Consider the following 24,880-nt stretch of genomic DNA (forward strand, 5'->3'; position numbering starts at 1 on the left):
GGATTTTTTTTAACGTCCGACCGCTGCTTTAGGGCGTTTCTTCGCGCCAGCATTCACCGGACGAGATTGCGTAGACGACGCTTTTTTTGCCGTAGCAGGCGTCTGACGCTGGGTCGCCATCGGCGTATGTTTGGTCAACGCCGGACGGGTATTGCGGTTCTGACGGCGAGCTTCGCGCATCTCTTCAATGGTTGGCGCAGGCACTAAGCAATCGCGACGGCTGCCAATCAGATGCTTTTTACCCATTGCTTCCAGCGCCTGACGGATTAACGGCCAGTTTGCCGGATCGTGATAACGCAACAACGCTTTATGCAAACGACGCTGTTTGTCGCCCTTCGGTACAAAGACGTCTTCACTCTTATAACCAATCTTCGCCAGCGGGTTTTTCCCGGTGTAATACATGGTGGTCGAGTTAGCCAGCGGCGATGGGTAAAAGTTCTGTACCTGGTCGAGGCGGAAGCGATGCTTTTTCAGCCACAGCGCCAGGTTCACCATATCTTCATCACGCGTACCCGGGTGCGCGGAGATGAAATAGGGGATCAGATACTGCTCTTTACCTGCCTGTTTGGAATAGGTATCGAACAACTCTTTAAAGCGGTCATAACTGCCCATGCCCGGCTTCATCATCTTCGATAACGGCCCTTCTTCGGTATGTTCCGGGGCAATCTTCAGATAACCGCCGACGTGATGGGTCGCCAGCTCTTTGATATAGCGCGGGTCTTCCACGGCAATGTCGTAACGCACGCCGGAAGCGATCAGGATCTTCTTGATACCTTTGAGATCGCGAGCACGGCGATAGAGATTGATGGTCGGTTCGTGGTTAGTGTCCATATGCGGACAAATATCTGGGTAAACGCACGACAAACGGCGACAAGTTTGCTCGGCGCGTGGCGATTTGCAGCGCAACATATACATGTTGGCAGTTGGCCCACCGAGATCGGAAATCACGCCAGTAAAGCCAGGAACGGTGTCGCGGATCGCTTCGATCTCATTAATGATCGAATCTTCCGAACGGCTCTGAATAATGCGCCCTTCATGCTCGGTAATAGAGCAGAAAGAGCAGCCGCCAAAGCAGCCGCGCATAATATTGACCGAGAAACGAATCATTTCGTAAGCCGGAATACGGGCGTTACCATAAGCCGGATGTGGCACGCGCTTATACGGCAGCGCAAAGACGCTGTCCATCTCTTCGGTAGAAAGCGGAATAGCAGGCGGGTTGATCCACACATAGCGGTCGCCATGTTTTTGCATCAATGCGCGGGCGCAGCCTGGGTTAGTTTCGTGGTGCAGAATACGCGAAGCATGGGCGTACAGGACTTTATCGCTCTTCACTTTCTCGAAAGAAGGCAGCAACACGTAGGTTTTTTCCCACGGTTTCGGGCGCGGTGGCTGCACGGTAACGGCTTTGGCTTCTTGTTTTTTCGGCGCCACAGGTTTGTTATCAGCGCACGGCAGGTCTTCACCATACGGATGCGGGATCGGGTCGATTTTGCCCGGGGTATCGAGACGGGTGGAATCCACGCCGCTCCAGCCTGGCAGCGCCTCTTTCACGATAATCGCGGTATTACGCACATCGCGGATTTCGCTAATCGGCTCGCCCATTGCCAGACGGTGCGCCACTTCCACCAGCGGACGCTCACCGTTACCGAACATCAGCATGTCGGCTTTAGAATCCACCAGCACCGAGCGGCGCACGGTGTCAGACCAATAATCATAATGCGCGGTACGACGCAGGCTGGCTTCGATACCGCCGAGGATCACCGGCACATCTTTCCACGCCTCTTTACAACGCTGGGTATAAACCAGTGTGGCGCGATCCGGACGCTTACCTGCGACGTTATCCGGCGTGTAAGCGTCGTCATGACGTAAACGGCGATCGGCAGTGTAACGGTTGATCATCGAGTCCATATTGCCTGCGGTAACGCCGAAAAACAGATTCGGTTTACCCAGACGCATGAAATCGTCTTTGCTGCTCCAGTCCGGCTGGGCGATGATCCCAACGCGAAAGCCCTGCGCTTCCAGCATACGACCGCAAATCGCCATCCCGAAGCTTGGGTGATCGACATACGCGTCGCCAGTAACCAAAATGATGTCGCAGCTATCCCAGCCAAGTTGATCCATCTCTTCACGAGACATCGGCAAAAACGGTGCCGGTCCAAAACAGGCGGCCCAGTACTGCGGCCAAGAGAACAGGTCGCGATCCGGTTGGATCAGGGAGATAGAGCTCATTTTGCTTCCAGAAATGGTAAAAAAATAATCAAAGGCCGGGGATTATACGCTGTATCACGCGCGGAAATGAAGTGATGTTGATAAACGGTGACGAAATACCCTGGTGAAGTTTTCACTGCCGATCGGGGCAAACACATTTAAGGCTAGCGGTATCGTGGCAACTGCCGCTACTATTTATGCCGATCAGCAACGTTCAGGTCATGTTGCACGACGATCGGCTATCCGAGGACACCCACAGTAAGGCAAGGTATGGAACAGGTTATTACAAAGCGCCGCTATTACGATATTGGTCTACAGATTGAAGAGTTGCTGTATTCAGGCGTATTCAAAGCCGGAGAGCGCTTACCTTCAGAACGTGAACTGAGCGAGCGGTTTAATACCAGCCGGACTACCATTCGTGAAGCCATCATTATGCTGGAACTGAAAGGCGTACTGAATGTGAAGCAAGGGTCAGGGATCTTCTTTGTCGATTCCACCGATAAGCTCAATCAGAAATCATTAATGCCTTATTCAGAAATTGGCCCGTTCGAACTGTTGCAGGCACGCCAGGTGATCGAGAGCAATATTACCGGTTTTGCAGCCAGCCAGATCAGCTTTAACGAATTACAAGAATTAAAGAAAATCATTAGCTTGCAGGAAAAGGCGATCGCAGCGGAAAGTGATAAATTTGAAGAGCTGGATCACCGATTTCATAGCCTTATTGCCGAAGCAACGCAAAATCGTGTGCTGATCAAACAAGCCGCCGAATTATGGCGGGCAGTGCGCACAGAAAACCCCCGCTGGAAGAAGCTGAACTACAAGTATTTGCACGAAAAGCCTTTGCGTCTGCAATGGCTGGAAGATCACCGGGCTATTGTTCTTGCGCTGCAACAGAAAGATTCAGAGCTTGCCAGAGAAGCGTCCTGGAACCATCTGGAAAACAGCAAAAATGAACTGATCAAAATCTTCAAACAAGACGCTTCCATTAGCGACTTTGATGACTTTTTCTTCGCTCGTTAACCTTCATTTATCCAGAGCTGACGTGAAAAATGACGCTGGCTCTGCATCCCCCCTCATCTGGTACACTCTATCTTGTTAATTGGTCTAATGAATTATCAACGGACTGATGATAAAGCGCGCTTTGCTCGTGCCGAATGCAGCGTGAATACCTAATCTGGCATAAAAAATTAAAATTAAATACATTACACAATCATCGCCAGCCTGATCAGCGTAGCGCATCAGGCAGTTTTACGTTTGTCATCCATCTCAAATCACTTCCTCTTGTTCTGTTCCGTACTTTTACCTTTCTCTGCAAGCGTGATGCATCTCTCTGTTTTTGGTCTAATGAATTATGTAAATTGGTCTACACACACCAACTACCAGGAGTAAGCACATAATGTCAGGGAACGAGAGCATCACTGTCGCCCACCATGATCAGGTCACCACCTGGCCTCGAGACGGGTTACAGGCTGATATTGTCCACATTGGTTTTGGCGCTTTTCATCGCGGACACCAGGCTGTCTATACTGATCTTACTAATCAGCTTTCGAACACCTGCTGGGGGATCTTTGAGATCAACCTGTTTGGTGATGCTCAACTGATCGAAAACTTAAATGCGCAAAATGGGCTGTTTTCGGTGGTGGAAACGTCTGCATCGCAATCTACCTCACGCCTTGTACGCTCGGTGACTGGCGGTATCCATACCCCCGTGGACGGTATTGCCGCAGCAATCCAGAAATTGACTGAACCTCAGGTAAAAATCGTTTCATTAACCATCACCGAGAAAGGCTATTGCCTCGATTCGCAAACGCGATCACTTGATCTCACCAATGGATTAATCAAACACGATCTACAAAACCCGGATGCGCCTCAGTCGGCTATTGGCTTGATCGTCTGTGCTTTGCAACAACGTAAAGCAGCCGGACTTGCCGCTTTTAGTGTGCTCTCCTGCGATAACTTGCCTGACAATGGGCATCTGACGCGAAATGCCGTTCTCGGTTTTGCCCGCCAACTGGACCAGTCCCTGGCTCAGTGGATCAAAGAAAATGTCTCATTTCCAGGCACGATGGTAGATCGCATTGTTCCGGCAATGACCGAATCGCAATTCGCCTTACTGGAAACTAAAACCGGTTATGCCGATCCCTGCGGGATCGTCTGCGAATCATTTCGCCAGTGGGTGATCGAAGATAATTTTGTGCATGGGCGACCGGAATGGGATAAAGCAGGCGCGATGTTTGTCAGCAATGTTCAGCCTTATGAAGAGATGAAGTTACGCATGTTAAACGGTAGCCATTCATTTCTGGCTTATAACGGCTCACTGGCAGGCTATGAATTTATCTGGCAATGCATGGAAGACGCTAATTTTCGATCCATTACCCGCCATCTGATGATCAATGAACAAGCCCGAACACTTAATCCTGATTTAAATATCGACGTCCAGGAATACGCCGACCTGTTAATTGAACGCTTTAGCAACCGTAATGTTGCACATCGTACCGGGCAAATCGCTATGGACGGTTCGCAAAAGCTTCCCCAGCGTGCGCTGACTCCCTGGCTGAAATTGCATCAGCAAAAGCAAAACAATGCTGTTCTGTCACTGCTCGTTGCTGGTTGGTTGCATTATGTCATTGAAGATGTTGAGAAAAGCCAGTCTGTCGCTGATCCAATGAATGAACAATTTCATGCGCTAATAAAGGAACAACAAGACGCATGGCAACAGGCGCTCGCATTACTGCACCTTAGCGCCATATTTGGTGAATTAAGTAATCATCAGCCATTTATAAATGAAATAAAAACCGCCTTTGCGAATATAAAAAACAAAGGCATCAAGGCAACTATCAGCCAATTATTATCGGATGAGCAGAAATGAAAACATTAATTTGCCAGCAGCCTGGCGTTATGGAGTATGTGGAAAAGGATATTCCCGTGCCAGCAGATAACGAAGTGCTATTAAAAATTAAAGCCGTGGGTATCTGTGGTACGGATATTCACGCATTTGCTGGCAGGCAGCCTTTTTTTAGCTACCCACGTGTATTAGGTCATGAAATATGCGCCGAAGCAGTTTCACAAGGCAGTCAGTGTCAAACGGCACAATCAGGCCAGCGCTATTCCGTTATCCCATGCATTCCGTGTGGCGAGTGCGCCGCCTGTCGGGAAGAGAAAACGAACTGCTGTGAACGTGTTTCGCTGTATGGCGTGCATCAGGATGGGGGTTTTAGTGAGTACCTTGCGGTACGTGAAGACAACCTTGTGCCGCTCCCTGACGAGGTCAGCGACAGCGCCGGCGCATTGGTTGAATGCTTCGCCATTGGTGCACATGCCGTTCGTCGGGCTGAGATCAAGGCTGCACAAAACGTACTGGTGATTGGCGCCGGGCCAATCGGTCTGGCAACAGCAGCCATCGCCCGGGCTAAAGGGGCGCAGGTTGTTGTTGCTGATATTGATAGTCAACGTCGCCAGCACGTTGTGGATAATCTTGCTATTAATGCCTTCGATCCCACACAGGAAGATTTTATTACCGCGCTTCGTGAGGCTTTTGGCGGCGAACTGGCTTGCGTCGTACTTGATGCTACGGGAAATAAAGCCTCGATGAGTCAGGATGTCAATCTTATTCGTCATGGCGGCAAAATTGTTTTCATCGGTTTGTATATCGGTGAGCTCGTTATTGACGATCCAACCTTCCACAAAAAAGAGACAACGTTACTCAGCAGTCGTAATGCCACACGGGAAGATTTCGCGTTAGTTATTGAACTGATGCGCAGCAATAAAATTCATGAAAACTTAATGAAAAACCAGGAATTTAATTTCTTTAATGTTGGCGAAAATTACCAACGTAACGTTGTAGAAAATAAAAATATGGTCAAGGGTGTGATCACTTTTTAAGGGAACAAAGATGACAACTGTTTATGTCGGTGAAGCAAATTTAAAATCACTGGTACACCACAAATTATATACTGCCGGGCTGGATACTAACACCGCACAACAAGTTACGGATGTTTTAGTACATGCCGATATTACCGGTGTGCATTCTCACGGTGTTATGCGTGTCGAACATTATTGCACTCGCCTTGCTGCCGGAGGGTTAAATAAAACCGCGCAATTTAGTATTGAGCAAATATCACCGTCAGTGGCCATTCTCGACTCTGATGACGGGATGGGGCATTCAGCATTAATTAGCGCCACAGAGCACGCCATCAAACTGGCACAGGAAGAAGGTCTTGGGTTTGTTAGCGTTAAAAACGCCTCTCACTGTGGCGCGTTATCTTATTTTGCAGAGATGGTCACCAACCAAGGATTGATTGCTATCGTAATGACGCAAACCGATACCTGCGTAGCGCCTCATGGCGGTGCCGGGCGCTTTTTGGGAACTAACCCCATCGCCTTTGGCTTTCCGGTGGAAAACAGCCATCCGATGATTGTTGATATGGCGACCAGTGCCACGGCTTTCGGCAAAATACTTCATGCAAAGGAAACCGGAAAACATATTGGTGAAGGACTGGCGATAGATAAAGACGGTAATGGCACCACTGATCCGCATAAAATTGAAAACCTGTTACCTTTCGGTCAGCACAAAGGTTCAGGCATTGCGCTGGCTATAGATGCACTGACTGGCGTGCTGATGAATGCGAATTTTGGTAACCATATTGTTCGCATGTATGGCGATTATGACAAGATGCGTAAGCTGGCAAGTTTGGTTATTGCCATCGATCCGAAAAAGCTCGGCAATCCTGTTTTTGCTGAAACTATGGCGCAAATGGTCACGGAACTTCATGCCGTTAAACCGGTTCCCGGCGTTGAAAAAGTATTAGCACCGAACGATCCACAAATGCACTATAAAGAAAAATGTCAGCAGGAAGGTATTCCCGTTCCGGCAGGGATTTTCCATTATCTGACAGAGAATTAATAATCTCTTTTTATTCTAACGATAGAAAAGCGCTGTATTTATCGTTTCTGTTATATTAACCAGGAGCAGGATATGAAAGCACTTCGTCCTCTGACGGCATCGCTTATGCTGTTGACCAGTTGTTTATTAATTTCCAATACCACACTGGCAAAAACAACATTAAAACTCAGTCATAATCAGGATAAAAGCCATGCTGTCCATAAAGCATTAAGCTATTTAGCTGATAAAACCAAAGAATATTCTAATGGTGAACTAGTTATTCGTATTTACCCAAATGCGACATTGGGTAACGAGCGCGAATCACTGGAACTAATGAACTCTGGCGCATTGCAGATGGTGAAAGTGAATGCTGCGTCACTGGAATCTTTCGCCCCGGATTACAGTCTTTTCAGTCTGCCTTTCTTATTCCGCGACCGTGAGCATTATTATCGCGTTCTGCAAAGCGATTTAGGTAAACAAATACTCAAGTCATCAGAAAGCAAAGGTTTTGTGGGTATTACGTATTATGACGGCGGTGCGAGAAGTTTTTATTCCAATAAACCGATTACAAAACCTGAAGATTTAGCAGGAATGAAAATTAGGGTTCAACAAAGCCCCAGCGCCATTGCAATGATGAAAGCACTTGGCGGTGTCGCCACACCGATGGCTCAGGGAGAACTTTACACTGCGCTCCAGCAAGGTGTTGTTGATGGCGGAGAGAACAATACCGTTGTCTATTCTGATATGCGTCACGCCGAGGTGGCAAAAGTCTATTCACGTGATGAACACACCATGGTGCCTGATGTGTTAATTATCAGCACCAATGTGTTGAATAAACTTGGCGACAAAGAGCGTACGGCATTATTAAAGGCAGCCGATGAATCAATGATGCAAATGAAAGATGTCATCTGGCCTGCCGCTGAAAAAGAAGCCTACGACAAAATGAAAGAGATGAACGCAACAGTGGTTGATGTTGATAAATCCGCTTTCAAAGAACGCGTAAAACCGCTATACGATGAATTTAAAGCAAAAGATGCACAATCGGCCAAAAACCTTGAGCAAGTAGAAAGTATGTAACCCTAATGGGCAGGTAATCCCTGCCCTTTCATGGAAGACTTATGCGCACACTCACTCATATTCTTAATAAGATTCTTGCCGGATGCTGCTGTATTATTCTCGCCATTATGGTGTTCTGCGTAACATGGCAAGTTATTGCTCGTTTTATTTTTAACGCTCCCAGCACCGTGCTTGATGAATTTACCCAGATTTTATTTATGTGGATGATTTTACTTGGCGGTGTATATACCGCTGGGTTAAAAAAACATCTGGCGATTGATTTGTTGGCGCAGAAACTTCCTGCGGCATCTGTTCTGACGCTTGACAGTTTTATCCAAATTATTATTACTGTTTTTGCAGTTATTTTCATGATCTATGGAGGAAACATTGTTGTTGAAAAAGCACAACATGTTGGACAAATTTCTCCTGTATTAAAATGGCCGATGGATAAGGTCTATTGGGTTATGCCTGCCAGTGGGCTTATTCTGGTCTGGTATTCAGTGATGAATATTATTGACAACTATCGTAAACGGAATTCTCATTAACGAGGGAAGTATGGACTTTGAATATATCTACCCCGTCTTAATTTTATTTGGCAGTTTTGCCGTCATGCTGGCAATAGGTGTGCCAATTACTTTTGCTATTGGCCTTTCTTCACTGTTATCTATTATTACTGCCTTACCTCCCGATGCCGCCATTTCTGTGATTTCGCAAAAAATGACAGTGGGACTGGATGGCTTTACGTTACTAGCCATTCCCTTTTTCGTGTTAGCCGGAAACATTATGAATACCGGAGGCATCGCCCGACGGCTGGTTAACCTGGCGCAAGCATTAGTTGGACGTCTGCCTGGCTCACTGGCTCATTGTAATATCCTTGCAAACACGCTGTTTGGTGCTATTTCAGGTTCTGCTGTTGCGTCAGCCGCCGCGGTAGGTGGGATTATGTCACCACTGCAGGAAAAAGAGGGCTATGATCCGGCGTTCTCTGCGGCAGTGAATATTGCCTCTGCCCCCATTGGTCTGATGATCCCACCGAGCAATGTGTTGATTGTTTATTCCCTCGCCAGTGGAGGCACTTCTGTTGCAGCGTTGTTCTTAGCTGGATACTTGCCAGGCATTCTCACCGCTGCTGCTTTAATGTTTGTGGCGGCTCTTTATGCACGACGTAACCATTATCCAGTGGCAGAACGCATCAATTTTCGTCAGTTTTTGCAAATATTCCGTGAATCAATACCCAGCCTGATGCTTATTTTTATCATTATTGGCGGTATTATCGCGGGGGTATTTACGCCCACAGAAGCATCGGCAATAGCAGTAATTTATAGTTTATCCCTGGCGATGATTTACCGGGAAATCACCCTTAAGAAGCTCAATGATATTCTGTTAGATTCGGTGGTAACCAGTTCAATTGTTCTGTTACTGGTAGGCTGTTCGATGGGGATGTCATGGGCCATGACGAATGCTGATGTGCCTGAGTTAATCAACGAATTGATTACCAGCGTTTCGGATAACAAATGGGTCATTCTTCTTATCATTAATATCATTCTGTTGATCGTTGGCACCTTTATGGATATCACACCAGCGATCCTGATATTTACACCTATTTTTCTGCCGATCGCCCAACATCTGGGGATAGATCCGATTCACTTCGGCATTATTATGGTTTTCAACTTAACCATCGGTCTTTGCACACCTCCTGTCGGTACCATTCTGTTTGTTGGTTGCAGTATTGGCAAGGTCAGTATCGACAAGGTAATAAAACCATTGCTGCCGATGTTTCTGGCATTGTTTGTGGTGATGGCAATGATTTGTTATTTCCCGCAGCTCAGTCTGATGCTGCCTGGGTTATTTTCAACCTGACAAACAGACGGGCCTGAATGATTCAGGCCCGTCTGTTTACGTCTTTACTCACTGTGAGGACTGCATATCGCCAGGAGATTTAATTGGTCCATTACGGTATCGGATTGACCAACAGCTGCCCTATCGAGCCGCGATCGGCCATTTCCAGCGTCTGGCTATTAAAGTAGAACGGGAAGTGCGCCCAGGAAGGCTGACCGAAATAGACAAGCAGCTCCACTTGTCCGTCGACCCAAACGGTATCTTTCCAGCCTCTGTCTTCCGGGAACGGCATTGCGCCGTTAACGTTGCGGATCTGGAACATCACGCCTTCAATATGGAACGCTTGCGGTTCATCTGCTCGTACGGTCCAGCGCTCCCATGTTCCTTGCTGCGCGGTGACATCAATACGGTTGACGTCCCACAGCTTTCCATTGATACCCGGGTCATCACTCAGACTGATATCACGGCTACGAATCGGCGAACCGGCCATGATTTCGGTTGGCAGCAGGCGCATCGGAAGACTGTCTGTGACCAGCGGCAGAAGACCGGTTGGGCGCAGCGTTAGCACCAGCGTGGAAACCAGAATGCTGGATGGCTCAAAGAAGCCACGAATACGATCAACAATGCTCGCCGCTTCGCCACAGGTGATAGACACTTCATCACCGTTGCTCATATCCACCAGAATCTCGCGGCGCTCGCCCGGTGCCAGCGAAAGTTGCTTCACCGACACTGGCGCAGGCAGGAATCCCTGATCGCCAGAAATCACATGTAACGGGCGACCATCGCTCATCTGTAGTTGATAGCGACGAGAGTTCGACGCGTTCAGCAGTCGCAAGCGCACCCAACCACGCGAGACTTCAACGTACGGGCTTTGCACACCGTTGACCAATAACGTATCGCCAACAAAGCCGCCGCTTCCTGGCTCGCTGTATTCCGGCGTGCCAAAGTTATCCAGCCTTTTATCCTGGATAATGACTGGAAAATCATCCACGCCATAATGGTTAGGGATTGGCAGCGACTTGCTGACTTCATCTTCCACCAGCCACATTCCGGCAAGGCCGTTATAGACCTGCTGTGCCGTGCGGTTGGGGGTATTGGCGTGATACCACAAGGTCGCTGCGCTCTGGCGAATGGGGAGTACGGGCGCCCAGTCAGCGTTTGGCGACATCATGCGTGCCGGACCGCCCATCAGTGGGCCTGGCACCTGTAGCCCGGCCACCGTCATTGAGACATTTTCTGTCAGTCGGTTGCTGTAAATCAGCTTAACATCATCGCCCTTCCAGACGCGGATAGTCGGCCCAAGATAGCGACCATTGATACCCCAAACCGACGCGCGCGTTCCTGGCGTAAATGACCAGTGCGCACGCTGTACGGTCATAAACAGCGGTTGCCCACGGCGAGATTCAAGCAGCGGCGGAACGGGCAATGGTTGCTGTTGACCGGCTGCGCTGGCCTTCAGGGGGACAGCACCTGCACAGAGTGCAATCCCCGATGCCTGAATGAACTGACGCCGACTGAGTGACATATTTGCTCCATGTAAAACTGGCTAAAGTAATACCGTGCAGGAAAGTGTTCCCGCAAAAAACAGATTGCCGACTTAAACTTTTCCGGCGGCTTCGCGCTCTGCGACTTCTTTATCGAGCTCGGCGATTTTTTGTTCCATTATCGAACGACAATGGGCCGCCAGCTCGCGAACCTGATCTTTACCATATTGACTGACATCAATTGGCGGCAGCATTTCTACGATCACTAAACCATTATTCAGTCGGTTAAGATTAATCTTATTCGAAGTCGTGGAAACACACACGGGAATAATCGGAACGCCTGCGGCAATCGCAGCATGAAATGCCCCTGTTTTAAACGGCAGCAGACCGCGACCACGGCTGCGCGTTCCTTCCGGAAACATCCAGATGGAGATACGGCGTTTTTTGAAATGATTCACCACTTCGGCGATCGTGCCGTGCGCTTTAGTGCGATTGTTTCTGTCGATCAATAAGTTGCCGGTTAACCAGTACAACTGCCCAAAGAAGGGGATCCATAGCAAACTCTTTTTACCCACAGTGACTGTCGGCGGCTGCACGATGTTTGATGCCGTCACCATGTCATAGTTGTTCTGGTGGTTAGCGATATAGATAGCATTGCCGTAGCTTTCAGCATCAGCAGGTTTGCGACATTCGACCTTCAGGCCGTACAGCGGCGCAAGACGACCAAACATATGCCCGAAGGTAGCCACATGCTTCGGATTACGCGGGCTGAAAAGGCAGTAAATAGAGCCGAATACACAGACTAAGATGCTGTAAATAACGGTAATAATAAGACGAAAGATATATAGCATAACACCCTCTGAAGATCTGAGAGACTGGCATTGTACGTCACCTGAAATCAGGTTAGGGCATTGTTAAAAGCCGCTCTCTGGAAAAACGTATTGTTAATCGCAACGCATGAATAAACAACGGTTTCAAGGGAATTTTTATTGTTTATACAGACTAAATGCGGCACCGGATGACGACTTCAACGTTTCATCCGGTTCACCTTTTTGACAGGAGAAGGTACGGCCCTCTCTTGCATTTTACTCTTCGCTGTCAGCACGCCGCGGGGAGTCAATCTCGACGCGGTCGATACGCTGTAAACCACGCATCAAGGTGCCGCGACGGCCACGCTCACCGGTCACTTTCAGCAACTCTTCCGGGCGCAGTTTAATTTTGCGTTTCCCGACATGAATCGTCAGCGTACTTTGTGGAGGCAGGACATACAGATGTGCAAGACCATCCTCGCCACGAGCGGCTTCTGCCGACGGGATGTTAATGATCTTGTTGCCTTTACCCTTCGACAGTTGCGGGAGCTCACTGACCGGGAACATCAGCATACGTCCAGCCAGAGTAATCGCCAGCAACATATCGGAAGGATCCTGAATCACCACTGGCGGCATAACATGCGCGTTTTCTGGCAGAGTAATCAGTGCCTTACCTGCACGGTTACGCGCCACCAGATCGTTAAAGGTACAGACGAATCCGTAACCTGCATCGGAAGCCATCAACAGTTTCTGATCGTCGCTTTCCATTAGCATGTGATCAACGGTAGCACCTGGCGGCAACGTCAGTTTACCGGTGAGCGGTTCGCCCTGACCACGCGCTGAGGGCAGCGTAATGGGGTCGATAGCGTAGCTGCGTCCGGTAGAGTCTACAAACACCACAGGCTGGTTACTCTTGCCTTTCACCGCAGCTTTGAAACTGTCACCCGCTTTGTAATTCAGACCAGGGGCGTCGATATCATGACCTTTGGCGCTACGCACCCAGCCCATCTGCGACAACACAATGGTAACCGGCTCAGACGGCAACATGTCGTGCTCGCTCATCGCTTTCGCTTCTTCGCGTTCCTGCAGCGGCGAACGGCGATCGTCACCATACGCTTGTGCATCGGCCTGTAGCTCTTTTTTCAGCAGGTTATTCATTTTGCGCTCGGAAGCCAGAATGCCCTGCAACTGATCGCGCTCTTTTTCCAGCTCGTTCTGCTCACCGCGAATCTTCATCTCTTCCAGTTTGGCGAGGTGACGCAGTTTCAGTTCGAGAATCGCTTCCGCCTGAGTTTCCGTAATGCCGAAGCGCGACATCAGCGCCGGTTTCGGTTCATCTTCATTACGAATGATCTCAATCACTTCGTCGATGTTGAGAAATGCCACCAGCAAACCTTCGAGGATATGCAGGCGCTTGAGGACTTTCTCCAGACGATAGTTCAGACGGCGGCGTACGGTATCACGACGGAACACCAGCCATTCGGAGAGGATTTCCCGCAGATTTTTCACCGCAGGACGCCCATCCAGACCGATCATATTGAGGTTAATACGATAGCTCTTTTCCAGATCAGTGGTGGCGAAGAGGTGATTCATCACCTGCTCCATATCCACGCGGTTGGAACGCGGCACGATCACCAGACGGGTCGGGTTCTCGTGGTCAGATTCATCGCGCAGATCGTCAACCATCGGCAGCTTCTTGTTGCGCATTTGCGCAGCAATCTGTTCCAGTACGCGCGCGCCAGAAACCTGATGCGGTAGTGCGCTGATAACCACCGCGCCATCTTCTTTCTTCCACACCGCGCGCATACGCACAGAACCGCGACCGTTTTCGTAGATTTTGCGGATCTCCGCTTGGGAGGTAATGATTTCCGCTTCGGTCGGGTAGTCCGGTCCCTGCACGATATCCAGTAACTGGTCGAGCGTGGTATTGGGCTGCTCAATTAAGGCGATTGCCGCCTGCGCGACTTCACGCAGGTTGTGCGGCGGAATATCCGTCGCCATGCCGACGGCAATGCCAGTGGTGCCGTTAAGTAAAATATTCGGCAAGCGGGCAGGGAGCATTTTCGGCTCTTGCAACGTGCCGTCGAAGTTTGGCACCCAATCCGCCGTTCCTTGCCCCAGTTCACTTAATAAAAGCTCGGAATATTTCGACAGGCGGGATTCGGTGTAACGCATTGCTGCGAACGATTTCGGATCGTCCGGCGCCCCCCAGTTCCCCTGCCCGTCCACCAGCGGATAACGGTAAGAGAATGGCTGCGCCATCAGCACCATCGCTTCATAGCAGGCGCTGTCGCCATGCGGATGGTATTTACCCAGTACGTCACCGACAGTACGAGCCGACTTTTTAAATTTGGCGGTAGCATTCAGGCCCAGTTCTGACATCGCATACACAATGCGGCGTTGAACGGGTTTCAGACCATCACCAATAAACGGCAACGCACGGTCCATGATCACGTACATGGAGTAGTTTAAGTAGGCGTTCTCCGTAAACTCATGCAGCGCAAGGCGCTCTGCCATATCGCTCATTAATTCTGATTCCTCAACTTATTCGCCAGCCTTCAAAGGGGCAATATTGCTGGAGATACTACATTATCTGCCGCGTCGAGTCACAGGAGATCAGCGTCATTAGCGCCGCCGGACGTGCTCCGGCGGCGATAAAGGCATCAATGTGCCTTGATATACAACTCTTTGCTGTAAACATAATCCTGAGGATTATGCAGCGGGAAACCGCCAACGTAGGGTTTAAGCAGTTTGATCAGCGGTTGATAGTAGATGGGAATGAGCGGAGCCTGCTGGTTGATAATGGCCTCGGCCTGTTGATACAGCACGTTACGTTTCCCCGCATCAGTGGTTTGCGCCGCCTGATTCAATATCGCGTCATACTGCGTGTTTTTCCAGTCACCGACGTTCTCTTCACTATCGCTTTTAAGCGTGTTCAGGAAAGTGGAAGCATCATTGTACGTCGCATCCCACGACTGCCGCGACAACATGAAATCACCGCTACGCCGGGCATCAAGATACGTTTTCCACTCCATCGTGCGCAGCGTCACCTGTGCGCCAAGCCATTTTTTCCATTCGGAAGACAAGGCTATCGCCGTTTTCTCATGCAGATCGTATTTGTTGTAGAACAGTTCAAAGCGTAGCGGGTGAGAGGCGTCGTATCCCGCCTGTTTCAGCAAGGCTTTTGCCATCGCGACGCGCTCACTCATTGGCTGTTGCAATTCATCGAACGTCGTCGCACTAAAAACTTCTATCTCTGGCGGCGTCAGCGTGGTTGCAGGCGTTCGCAGCCCGAGTACCTTTTGCGCGATTAACGGCCTGTCGACCGTCAGATATAGCGCCCGCCGGACACGCACGTCGCCAAACGGCGGTTTCTGCGTGTTGAAATTGTAATATTCGCTGTTCAGACGCGGGATAATCTGCAGCTCGCCAGGCCGTGATTTTTCAATAGCGGGAATTTGCTGCGCCAGAACCCAGGTAAGATCGACCTCTCCCGCGCGATAGCGGTTATAGCCAGTGACCGAATTATCCAGGGCCAGATACTCGACCTGCTGCAAAACGGTATGCTCTGCATCGCGGTACTTAGAATTTTTGCGAGCAGTAATCTTTTCGTTAACGACCCACTTATCAAGCACAAAGACACATTTGGCTCACAAGATTCCCCATCACACCAACGGCACATAAACATCCGTTTCCAGTCGCTGCTCTGTCATCCCTTCGGCAAGATTGGTGTAGTGAAACAGGAGCGGTGCTTTACGCATTTTCTCACCACTTTCAGGAAGCCAGCGGCGAATGATGGCCCAGATGGTATGAGATATGTTATCCGGATCGCCAACATGGCGGGCAACGGCATAGCGCCCCGAAGTAAGTTCACCATTACTCACGCCATAACGATTCTCCGGAATCGGTTCGTTAACACTGCCGCAGATATCAAAGCGAAACGCATCTGGTGCGGTGGTGGCAGGATCGTCCCAGGCGACGCCAAAGGTCTGGCTTTGATTAACAGGGGAAAGCCCCGTCTCTTTGCGCCACATGATAAATTTCGCCACGCTGTAGTTGAGCAACTCAGGACTACCGCGATGCGGCAAAATCGCCACATGGGTGGATGGAAAATCGATAACACTTACTTTCAAGGTCTGGTTTTTCATTTTGCCTCCCTGCGAAATTATTCCCGGGAACGCGTCCCGGGAGCGGTAAAATTACGGGTTTACTTTGCGGATCTGTTTAACGTCAATTTCAACAGAGTTCCAGTCTTTATCCACTTCGCCCTGAATCTCAACCGTATCTTTCGGCGTTACCGTCACACCGTTCCAGCGTTTGTGGTCGATATCTACATTGATGGTGCCGCTGGCATCTTTGAACAGGTACAGATCGTCAGAGATGCGCTCAACGATATTCCCGCGCAAGGTTACCCAGGTGTCGTCACGCAGAGATTTCGCGTTTTCTACGTTAGTTACGCTGCCGTTCGGCCCCTGGAATCCTCCGGTCTGACTTTGTGTTGCCGATGGGCCAGAAAAACCACCCTGCTCTGCTGCCATTACCGGTGCGCTGCACAGGGCCATTACTGCAATTGCTGCTGCGAATTTTTTCATGTTTGTTACTCCCTTTAATGTCTGTTTCCGAGCATTAAACAAGATAGTCCTTAACAACTTCTTAAGGAAAAAAAAGAAAATTTAGGGCTGTACAGAGCACGTTACAACACGGTTTACTTGCAACAAATACAGTTATCGCAGGGATGAAAAGATGCGAATTTTACTGATAGAAGATGACATGCTGATTGGCGATGGCATCAAAACAGGTCTGAGTAAGATGGGTTTTAGCGTCGACTGGTTTACGGAAGGTCGTCAGGGAAAAGAGGCGCTCTATAGCGCACCTTACGACGCGGTAATTCTGGATTTAACCTTACCGGGAATGGATGGCCGCGATATTTTGCGCGAATGGCGAGAAAAAGGTCAACGTGAGCCGGTACTGATCCTGACCGCGCGCGACGCACTGGCGGAGCGCGTAGAAGGTTTGCGCCTGGGGGCCGACGATTATCTGTGCAAACCTTTTGCGCTGATAGAAGTCGCCGCCCGGCTGGAAGCCCTGATGCGTCGAAGCAACGGGCAAGTCAGTAATGAGTTACACCACGGCAACGTCATGCTCGACCCCGGCAAACGTATCGCCACGCTGGCTGGCGAACCCTTAACGCTGAAACCAAAAGAATTTGCCCTGTTGGAATTACTGATGCGTAACGCTGGTCGGGTACTGCCACGCAAACTGATTGAAGAAAAACTGTATACCTGGGACGAAGAGGTCACCAGCAATGCCATTGAAGTGCATGTACATCATCTGCGGCGCAAACTTGGCAGTGACTTTATTCGTACCGTTCACGGTATAGGCTACACATTAGGTGAGAAATGAAATTTACCCAACGCCTTAGTCTGCGAGTCAGGCTGACGCTGATCTTTTTGATTCTGGCCTCGGTGACCTGGCTGCTTTCCAGTTTTGTCGCCTGGAAGCAAACAACGGATAACGTCGACGAGTTGTTCGATACCCAGTTAATGCTGTTTGCCAAACGGTTAAGTACGCTCGATCTCAACGAAATCAACGCGGCAGATCGTATGGCAAGAGCGCCGAAGAAATTCAAACACGGTCATGTAGATGATGATGCGCTAACCTTTGCCATCTTTACCCACGATGGAAAAATGGTGCTCAACGATGGCGACAACGGGGAGGATATTCCCTATCACTATCAACGAGAAGGATTTACTAACGGTCAACTGGTAGATGAAGATGATCCCTGGCGTTTTGTCTGGATGACGTCGTCTGATGGTAAATACCGCATTGTTGTAGGTCAGGAATGGGAATACCGTGAAGACATGGCGCTGGCGATTGTCGCCGGGCAATTGATCCCGTGGCTCGTTGCGTTACCCATTATGTTAATCATCATGATGGTACTGCTGGGTCGTGAACTCTCGCCGCTGAACAAACTGGCGCTTGCGCTACGTTTGCGCGATCCCGACTCAGAAAAACCACTTAACACCGCAGGTGTACCCAGCGAAGTGCGTCCACTGGTCGAGTCGCTGAATCAACTGTTCGATCGTACACATGCGATGATGATCCGTGAGCGGCGCTTTACCTCTGATGCAGCTCACGAACTGCGCAGCCCATTAACGGCGCTGAAAGTGCAAACCGAAGTCGCACAGCTTTCCGATGATGATCCACAGGCACGGAAAAAAGCACTAATGCAATTACATTCCGGGATCGATCGCGCTACCCGCCTGGTTGATCAGTTGCTCACCCTGTCGCGGCTCGACTCACTGGATAATCTTCAGGACGTCACGGCGATTCCGCTTGAGGATCTCCTGCAATCGGCAGTGATGGATATCTACCACACGGCGCAGCAGGCAAAAATTGACGTGCGGCTGACGCTCAATGCCCACGGCATCAAACGCACCGGGCAACCGCTATTGCTAAGTCTACTGGTCCGAAATCTGCTGGATAACGCAGTACGTTACAGTCCACAGGGCAGCGTGGTGGACGTCACTCTGAATGCAGATAATTTCACCGTAAGAGACAACGGTCCCGGTGTGACGCCAGAGGCACTGGCGCGAATTGGTGAACGTTTCTACCGCCCCCCTGGACAAACCGCTACCGGCAGCGGGCTTGGGCTGTCGATTGTCCAGCGAATCGCCAAATTGCATGGCATGAATGTTGTGTTTGGGAATGCGGAACAAGGTGGATTTGAGGCGAAGGTGCGCTGGTAGTGGTGATATTTTTGCAAAATTCGCAAAAGACTTTGCACATTTTGCTAATTTCACCGCACAGCTCTGTGACGTACTATAGTCGGCAAACGTCTCACCTTGAGGATAAAAAATGAGCAACATCCTGATTATCAACGGCGCGAAAAAATTCGCCCACTCCAATGGTCAACTGAACGACACCCTGACCGAAGTCGCGGATGGCACGCTGCGCGACCTCGGGCATGATGTCCGCATCGTTCGCGCCGACAGCGACTACGATGTCAAAGCCGAAGTACAAAACTTTCTCTGGGCTGATGTGGTGATCTGGCAGATGCCAGGCTGGTGGATGGGCGCACCGTGGACGGTGAAGAAATATATCGATGATGTGTTCACCGAAGGTCACGGCACGCTGTATGCCAGCGATGGTCGTACCCGCAAAGATCCGTCGAAAAAATACGGTTCTGGCGGCCTGGTACAGGGCAAAAAATATATGCTTTCCCTGACCTGGAACGCACCAATGGAAGCCTTCACCGAAAAAGACCAATTCTTCCACGGCGTTGGCGTTGACGGCGTGTATCTGCCGTTCCATAAAGCAAACCAATTCCTGGGTATGGAACCGCTGCCGACATTTATCGCTAATGATGTGATAAAAATGCCTGATGTTCCCCGCTATACTGAAGAATATCGCAAGCATCTTGTAGAGATTTTTGGTTAACTAGGGCTCTGGCTTTAGAAGGAGTTAACCATGATTACAGTAATCGCAGAAATCCGTACTCGTCCTGGTCAACATCACCGTCAGGCGGTATTGGATCAATTTGCTAAAATCGTTCCAACCGTACTGAAGGAAGAAGGTTGCCACGGCTATGCGCCGATGGTGGATTGCGCTGCTGGCGTGAGTTTCCAGTCTATGGCGCCGGACTCTATCGTGATGATTGAGCAGTGGGAAAGCATCGCGCATCTTGAAGCGCACTTGCAGACCCCGCACATGAAAGCGTACAGCGAGGCCGTAAAAGGCGATGTGCTGGAGATGAATATCCGCATCCTGCAACCGGGGATTTAACATTCCTGAAAAGAGGCCGGTGTTGCTACCGGCCTCAGGTCAGATTAGCCATTCTTTCTTCCCGTTTTCAAACCCCGATGGAAATCGTTAATTCGCTTAATGGTTTTAACCGCACGCTGCGGCATCGCGGAAGCCACCGACCAAACAATCATTTCCAGGCACAACAATACCGTACCATGTAGTGGCGTTTTCCCCTTTTCATCCCCGCGCGGAACATGAATCACGATACTGGCGTCTTTGCTAAAACGTGAATCCAGCGCGTTTGTCAGCAAAATAACAGGGATCCCCAGCCGTCTCGCTTCACGCAGCGTTGTCAGCCCTTCCCGGTGCGCAGATTTTTGCGCCATCATGATCAGAACATCACCTCGCTGAAGCGCGATCAATTGCTCGGCAAGGCCAATACCCGTACGGTTTAGCGCCGTGGCAGGCAAGCCTATGCGGTTGAATAGTCGTGCGGTATAGTCCGCCAGAATCCCCGAAGCGCCAATGCCAAAAATTGCGACTTGCCGTGCCTGCACCAACAACGCTACCGCTTGCGCAAGCGCGTGGCGGTTTTCAGGCTCTGACAGGACATTACAGGTATACAAATGCCCTTCAAGAACAAAGTCGATTGCGGTGTTAACATCGCTCGTCAAGTTACTCACCGTCGTAGACATCTTTTCGCTGGAGCTAAGGGCTGGACCAAGCCACTGTTCCAGAGTGCGTTTTAGATCACGCAGCCCGGCAAACCCCAGGGCCTGTATAGCCCTGATAACTGTGGCATCGGAAGTGTTCAACGTGGCCGCAATTTCCATCGCTGTTTGCTCGAGAACCACTTCACGATGCTCATTAATGTAGCTGGCGACAGCTCTTAACCCAGGCGTTAACTGACTCGCGCGAGTGCGAAAACGCTCACCATAAATATCAACCCGCGTTTTGTCTTTCTGGATCATTTAGCCTCCGGTAGAGGTCGTCCCGCAATTTGTGATTGTATCTGCGCAGCCATCAGCCCCAGAGATGCAAAGGAGTTAGAAATCGCCTCTTCACGAGAAATCAACACATAGCGCCCTGAACGACAGGCCGTCAGAAACTGACACCACCCCGGCATGACTTTTTCCATTGCTGCCAGCTCATCCTGAGGTTTACCACCAGTGTCGCCGCGCCAGGTTGCAAAAACAAAATCGGCATCCAGTTCAGGCAAACGCTCCGCGCTCACATCCATTCGCCCACCTTCAGGAATGCTCTCAATCAGCGGCGGAAAGCGAAAACCAGCATCGCGTAATACCCGCCCCAGCGAATGATAGCTATGCATCACATTAATTTTTCCCTGATTTGCCTGAATCACCGATACCGTTATTTTTTGGCTGTCCAGCGTCGCCTTCAGCGCATTGATTTGTGCCTGATAGCGGCGTTCAAGTATCGCCAGCTGCGCCTGTGTTCCTGTAAGTTCTGCCAGCTTGCGGTAGATTTCTGGCGCCCCCCCTTTGAGATGATCAATGCTCACCGTGGGCGCAATTTTTTCCAGTTGTTCAATAGGCGTATTACGGGTCGGTTCTGTGATGATCAGGTCAGGCTTTGCCGCCACAATCGCTTCAATATCAATGTCGGCTGTTCCAATGAAGGCGATCGATGAATTATCGAAGTCGATACCTGTCAGTAATGCGCCTGATCGAATGAAATGGCTACCGTCAGGCCGTGTTCGCCCGTGGCTGGCGACAGGAGGTACACCAAGCTCAATCAGAGGAATAGTGATATCAAGATCGTGTAAAGAGACAATTCTCTTTGGATGTGCGGGCACTGTGACTTTGCGCCCTAAATCATCGGTAAACACCTGAACAGGTTCTGTCGCGCGGGCAAAAAATGACAACAGTATCAGCAGAGAAAAAAATAAACGCATATAACTCCCGTTAAAAACTGTTCCTGCGCTGCCAGAGCAGTAGCAAAAAGAATGGTCCACCAATCAATGAAATAATGATTCCGGCAGGCAGTTGCAAAGGCAAAAAAGCCAAACGACCAATGCTATCCGCCAGGATGACTAACAACGCCCCCGATACGGCGCTCCCCAGCAGTAATGTCGTCTGCCCGCCACGTAGAATAAAACGTGATATATGGGGTGCTATCAATCCGACAAAACCGATGTTACCAACACACGAAACGCAGACGGCTGTCAGGATTATTGGTGCGGCTACACGTAACAACGCCAGACGAGAACTATTCACCCCTAACCCGGTTGCAACCTGATGACCAAGCAGAGCGATATCCGCCGTCCTGGCGGTGAACAGCAATAAAAGAGCGGCTGGCAACATCCAACAGGCTGAAATACCGACTAACATCCAGTTAGCTGCATGCAGGCTTCCCGATAACCACATCAATGCAGTTTGTACATCTCGAACATCTGCAGTGGTCATAAATACACCGATACCGGCGGCGAAAAACCAGGAAACACCAATGCCAATCAGAACAAATCGCGGGCGGGAAATATCGCGCGCACAAAAAATCACGATTAAAGCCACCAACAAGCCACCAGCAAGACCAGCCACTGGACGCCAGAACATTCCCAGCATGGGAAACTGGAAAATCAGCCACAGCACCGCCACGCTACATCCTTCTTTGACGCCGATTAAACCGGGATCGGCAAGGCCGTTACGCGCAATGGATTGCATTGCGGCCCCCGCCATACCTAACATGGCCCCGCATAGCAATGCCATGATGACTCTCGGCAAGCGAATATCCTGCACAATATAACGTGCGTCTGTGCTTACGTTTTCTGGAGCAAACAACGCTCGCCCTACTTCCGATGCTGGGACGGAGAAAGAGCCATGCATCAGACCGAATATCAGTATTCCAACTGCAAACAGAAACAGCCCACCAAGCAACACCAGATTTTTAGGGCGTACCAGCGTCGAAAACTTACCAACACGTAGTGGGCGTAGCCCGACGTTCATTATCCGACTCATTTGAACATCCTCGTCGCCATAATGACAAAAACGGGCGCACCAACTAACGCCGTCATGACACCGGTCGCTAACTCATGGGGCGTGAAAAGCGTCCGGGCAATAATATCTGCCAGTAATAGCAGTAAGGCACCGACACAGGCTGAAAGAGGGAGCAGAACGCGCAGATCCGCTGATACCAGACGCCGGACAATCTGCGGTACCAACAGGCCGACAAAACCAATGGGGCCAGCAATCGATACGGCTGCGCCACAGAGCAACGCGATCGCAAGCAGGGTGAATGTTCGCGTGCGGAGTACCGAGACGCCCAGCCCCTGCGCCATGCGATCGCCCAGTGCCAACATGTTAAGAGAGGGCGCAAGGTAAAGGGCTAACACAAATCCCCCCAGAGAAAACCAGCCGGACGTACCCAACGTCGCCCAATCCTGCCCCGCTAAATCACCCGCTAGCCATGTCCGCATTGCCAGCAAGGTTTGTTCGTCAAGAATCAGGATTGCCGCCGTTATTGAGGACACGAACGCCGATAGCGCCACGCCGCATAAGGTAACTTTCATTGGCGTCAACCCTGAACGCCCTGCGGAGGAAAGCAGCAATATCAACAGGAACAATAACGCGCCTCCCGCAGATGCCAGCAGTGGACGTCCAACAGGAAAGGCCAGTCCAAGCGCGCTGGAGGCAACGACAGCGAGGGCTGCTCCGGCATTTAAGCCTAAAATATGTGGCTCTCCCAATGGGTTACGAATGACAGCCTGCAACAAAGCACCAGCAACACCAAGAGAAGCACCGGTGAGCAATGCTGCAGCTAAACGCGGCAAACGGAGTCTTACAATCACGTTGTGATCGAAGTTTTGCGGTTCAAAATGAAGAAATGACTGCAACACCGTTTGTGGTGCAATAAATCGGGCACCTATCCCTGGATATACCACGCATCCCACCAACAGTAAGGCGAGGAAAAAAACAGTAACCAGCCCCGTGCGCATCATACTTTTTCTACACCACGAAACGGCATGAAAAACGGTTTTCCCGTCAGAGGATTTATTGATGCGTGAACATCAACGTCAAAGACAGCTTTTACCAGCTCAGGCGTGCAATTTTCCCCCTCATTTAACACACGCACCACTTTCCCCTGGCGTAAAAATATCAGCGTATCGCCATAATTCACGGCAAAATTCAGATCATGCAACACCACGACGACAGTACGCCCGTGATGACGCGTTAAATCATGTAATAACTCAAGAATTTCAACCTGATAACGTAAATCAAGCCAGGTTGTGGGTTCATCCAGCAGGATATAAGGCGTCTTTTGCGCCAACACCATCGCAATCCAGCATCGCTGGCGCTGCCCCCCGGAGAGTTTTTCAACCGGTAAATGTGCAAACTCCTGCGTACCGGTTAATTTCAGAGCCTCTTCTACCGCCTGCTCATCGGCGTCGCTCCATTGACGTATGAAATTCTGCCAGGGAAAACGCCCACGCGACACCAGTTCATAAACGGTTAAGCCCTCCGGCAATAATGGCGACTGCGGCAAGATCCCAAGTCTGCGGGATAACGTTTTCGTTGGTTGCTCGTGAATCGCTTTACCATCCAGCAATATCGCGCCGCCCATGGGTTGCAAGATACGTGCAATGGTGCTGAGCAACGTCGACTTTCCACAGCCGTTTGCCCCAACCAGAACGGTCATTTTTTCTGTGGGAACGGAGAAAGAAACACCATCAACAATGATTTTCTTGTGATACCCGGCAGAAACATTGTCGAGGATCAGCCCCTGCCCTTTTGCGTTATGTGCCACGTGTACGCCAACTTAATCAAAGACAAACAAAAATAAAACTCATTCTCCTTTGAGAGTTTGACGCCACAAAATGTAGTAGTCAAGAAGTTAAAAGC

The 24,880-nt window shown here is 50.1% G+C and carries 22 protein-coding genes and 1 pseudogene; 11 read left to right on the forward strand and 12 right to left on the reverse strand.

The features are described from left to right. Window positions 1-9: 9 nt before the first annotated feature. Entirely contained in the window at window positions 10-2,229 is a 2,220-nt protein-coding gene (locus FEK42_RS06180) for a YgiQ family radical SAM protein (protein WP_135492260.1), read from the reverse strand. A gap of 249 nt (window positions 2,230-2,478) precedes the next feature. Here FEK42_RS06180 and FEK42_RS06185 point away from each other — a divergent pair, with 249 nt between their 5' ends. From FEK42_RS06185 to FEK42_RS06215, 7 genes are all read left to right on the forward strand, one after another. Continuing rightward, window positions 2,479-3,228: a FadR/GntR family transcriptional regulator gene (locus tag FEK42_RS06185; protein ID WP_130210319.1), complete on the forward strand. Its 750-nt coding sequence runs from the start codon at window positions 2,479-2,481 to the stop codon at window positions 3,226-3,228. Between the two features lie 376 nt (window positions 3,229-3,604). Further along, window positions 3,605-5,077, forward strand: a complete 1,473-nt coding sequence (locus FEK42_RS06190) for a mannitol dehydrogenase family protein (RefSeq protein ID WP_135492258.1) — start codon at window positions 3,605-3,607, stop codon at window positions 5,075-5,077. Further along, on the forward strand, window positions 5,074-6,090 hold the full coding sequence (locus FEK42_RS06195) for a zinc-binding alcohol dehydrogenase family protein (RefSeq protein ID WP_135492256.1): 1,017 nt from the start codon (window positions 5,074-5,076) through the stop codon (window positions 6,088-6,090). The genes FEK42_RS06190 and FEK42_RS06195 overlap by 4 nt, the downstream gene beginning before the upstream one ends. A gap of 10 nt (window positions 6,091-6,100) precedes the next feature. Further along, window positions 6,101-7,111, forward strand: coding sequence for an Ldh family oxidoreductase (locus FEK42_RS06200; protein ID WP_130210325.1), 1,011 nt, complete (start codon window positions 6,101-6,103; stop codon window positions 7,109-7,111). 72 nt (window positions 7,112-7,183) lie between these two features. Beyond that, the gene (locus tag FEK42_RS06205; RefSeq protein ID WP_130210327.1) at window positions 7,184-8,167 is read left to right on the forward strand and encodes a TRAP transporter substrate-binding protein; all 984 of its coding nucleotides are present in this window, start codon (window positions 7,184-7,186) and stop codon (window positions 8,165-8,167) included. Window positions 8,168-8,208: 41 nt separating this feature from the next. Then, window positions 8,209-8,691 carry a TRAP transporter small permease gene (locus tag FEK42_RS06210; RefSeq protein ID WP_130210329.1) on the forward strand — a complete coding sequence of 161 codons (483 nt, stop codon included), beginning with the start codon at window positions 8,209-8,211 and terminating at the stop codon, window positions 8,689-8,691. A 10-nt stretch (window positions 8,692-8,701) separates the two neighbouring features. After that, on the forward strand, window positions 8,702-10,006 hold the full coding sequence (locus FEK42_RS06215) for a TRAP transporter large permease subunit (protein ID WP_130210331.1): 1,305 nt from the start codon (window positions 8,702-8,704) through the stop codon (window positions 10,004-10,006). 91 nt (window positions 10,007-10,097) lie between these two features. On the opposite strand, the gene ftsP is transcribed toward FEK42_RS06215, so the two are convergent. The 6 genes and pseudogenes from ftsP to ygiW form a co-directional block, all read right to left on the reverse strand. Continuing rightward, complete coding sequence (gene ftsP, locus FEK42_RS06220; RefSeq protein WP_138211768.1) at window positions 10,098-11,510, reverse strand: cell division protein FtsP; 1,413 nt, start codon at window positions 11,508-11,510, stop codon at window positions 10,098-10,100. Between the two features lie 72 nt (window positions 11,511-11,582). Then, window positions 11,583-12,320, reverse strand: a complete 738-nt coding sequence (gene plsC, locus FEK42_RS06225; protein WP_000965725.1) for a 1-acylglycerol-3-phosphate O-acyltransferase — start codon at window positions 12,318-12,320, stop codon at window positions 11,583-11,585. Between the two features lie 234 nt (window positions 12,321-12,554). Further along, window positions 12,555-14,804, reverse strand: coding sequence for a DNA topoisomerase IV subunit A (parC, locus tag FEK42_RS06230; RefSeq protein WP_135492254.1), 2,250 nt, complete (start codon window positions 14,802-14,804; stop codon window positions 12,555-12,557). A gap of 137 nt (window positions 14,805-14,941) precedes the next feature. Next, window positions 14,942-15,916, reverse strand: a pseudogene (locus FEK42_RS06235) (ABC transporter substrate-binding protein); the annotation flags it as partial. A 27-nt stretch (window positions 15,917-15,943) separates the two neighbouring features. Beyond that, complete coding sequence (locus FEK42_RS06240) at window positions 15,944-16,426, reverse strand: GyrI-like domain-containing protein (RefSeq protein WP_130210337.1); 483 nt, start codon at window positions 16,424-16,426, stop codon at window positions 15,944-15,946. A 51-nt stretch (window positions 16,427-16,477) separates the two neighbouring features. After that, window positions 16,478-16,870 (reverse strand): OB fold stress tolerance protein YgiW, encoded by a 393-nt coding sequence (ygiW, locus tag FEK42_RS06245; protein ID WP_096251400.1) that lies wholly within the window; start codon window positions 16,868-16,870, stop codon window positions 16,478-16,480. Window positions 16,871-17,021: 151 nt separating this feature from the next. Between ygiW and qseB the strand changes: the two genes are divergently transcribed. From qseB to FEK42_RS06265, 4 genes are all read left to right on the forward strand, one after another. Next, window positions 17,022-17,681 (forward strand): quorum sensing response regulator transcription factor QseB, encoded by a 660-nt coding sequence (gene qseB / locus FEK42_RS06250; protein WP_135492252.1) that lies wholly within the window; start codon window positions 17,022-17,024, stop codon window positions 17,679-17,681. Further along, window positions 17,678-19,027 carry a quorum sensing histidine kinase QseC gene (gene qseC / locus FEK42_RS06255; protein WP_135492251.1) on the forward strand — a complete coding sequence of 450 codons (1,350 nt, stop codon included), beginning with the start codon at window positions 17,678-17,680 and terminating at the stop codon, window positions 19,025-19,027. Before qseB ends, qseC begins: the two co-directional genes overlap by 4 nt. Window positions 19,028-19,136: 109 nt before the next feature. Further along, window positions 19,137-19,718, forward strand: a complete 582-nt coding sequence (mdaB, locus tag FEK42_RS06260; protein WP_000065430.1) for an NADPH:quinone oxidoreductase MdaB — start codon at window positions 19,137-19,139, stop codon at window positions 19,716-19,718. Between the two features lie 30 nt (window positions 19,719-19,748). Further along, a complete protein-coding gene (locus tag FEK42_RS06265; RefSeq protein WP_000633737.1) occupies window positions 19,749-20,063 on the forward strand; it encodes a putative quinol monooxygenase in 315 nt (104 codons plus the stop codon). 44 nt (window positions 20,064-20,107) lie between these two features. Here the strand turns inward: FEK42_RS06265 and FEK42_RS06270 are convergent, their stop codons facing one another. Genes FEK42_RS06270 through FEK42_RS06290 form a run of 5 tightly spaced genes read right to left on the reverse strand, consistent with a single transcriptional unit; the run spans window position 20,108 to window position 24,785 of the window. Further along, a complete protein-coding gene (locus FEK42_RS06270) occupies window positions 20,108-20,995 on the reverse strand; it encodes a MurR/RpiR family transcriptional regulator (RefSeq protein ID WP_000614953.1) in 888 nt (295 codons plus the stop codon). Continuing rightward, window positions 20,992-21,939: an iron-siderophore ABC transporter substrate-binding protein gene (locus FEK42_RS06275; RefSeq protein WP_135492249.1), complete on the reverse strand. Its 948-nt coding sequence runs from the start codon at window positions 21,937-21,939 to the stop codon at window positions 20,992-20,994. The genes FEK42_RS06270 and FEK42_RS06275 overlap by 4 nt, the downstream gene beginning before the upstream one ends. A 10-nt stretch (window positions 21,940-21,949) precedes the next feature. Next, window positions 21,950-22,987: an iron ABC transporter permease gene (locus FEK42_RS06280; protein ID WP_001490512.1), complete on the reverse strand. Its 1,038-nt coding sequence runs from the start codon at window positions 22,985-22,987 to the stop codon at window positions 21,950-21,952. A gap of 8 nt (window positions 22,988-22,995) precedes the next feature. Further along, window positions 22,996-23,979 (reverse strand): iron ABC transporter permease, encoded by a 984-nt coding sequence (locus FEK42_RS06285; protein WP_135492247.1) that lies wholly within the window; start codon window positions 23,977-23,979, stop codon window positions 22,996-22,998. Continuing rightward, the gene (locus tag FEK42_RS06290; RefSeq protein ID WP_135492245.1) at window positions 23,976-24,785 is read right to left on the reverse strand and encodes an ABC transporter ATP-binding protein; all 810 of its coding nucleotides are present in this window, start codon (window positions 24,783-24,785) and stop codon (window positions 23,976-23,978) included. The genes FEK42_RS06285 and FEK42_RS06290 overlap by 4 nt, the downstream gene beginning before the upstream one ends. Window positions 24,786-24,880: the final 95 nt, after the last annotated feature.

The organism is Escherichia sp. E2748 (assembly GCF_005781125.1).
In the GTDB taxonomy this organism is placed as follows: Bacteria; Pseudomonadota; Gammaproteobacteria; order Enterobacterales; family Enterobacteriaceae; genus Escherichia.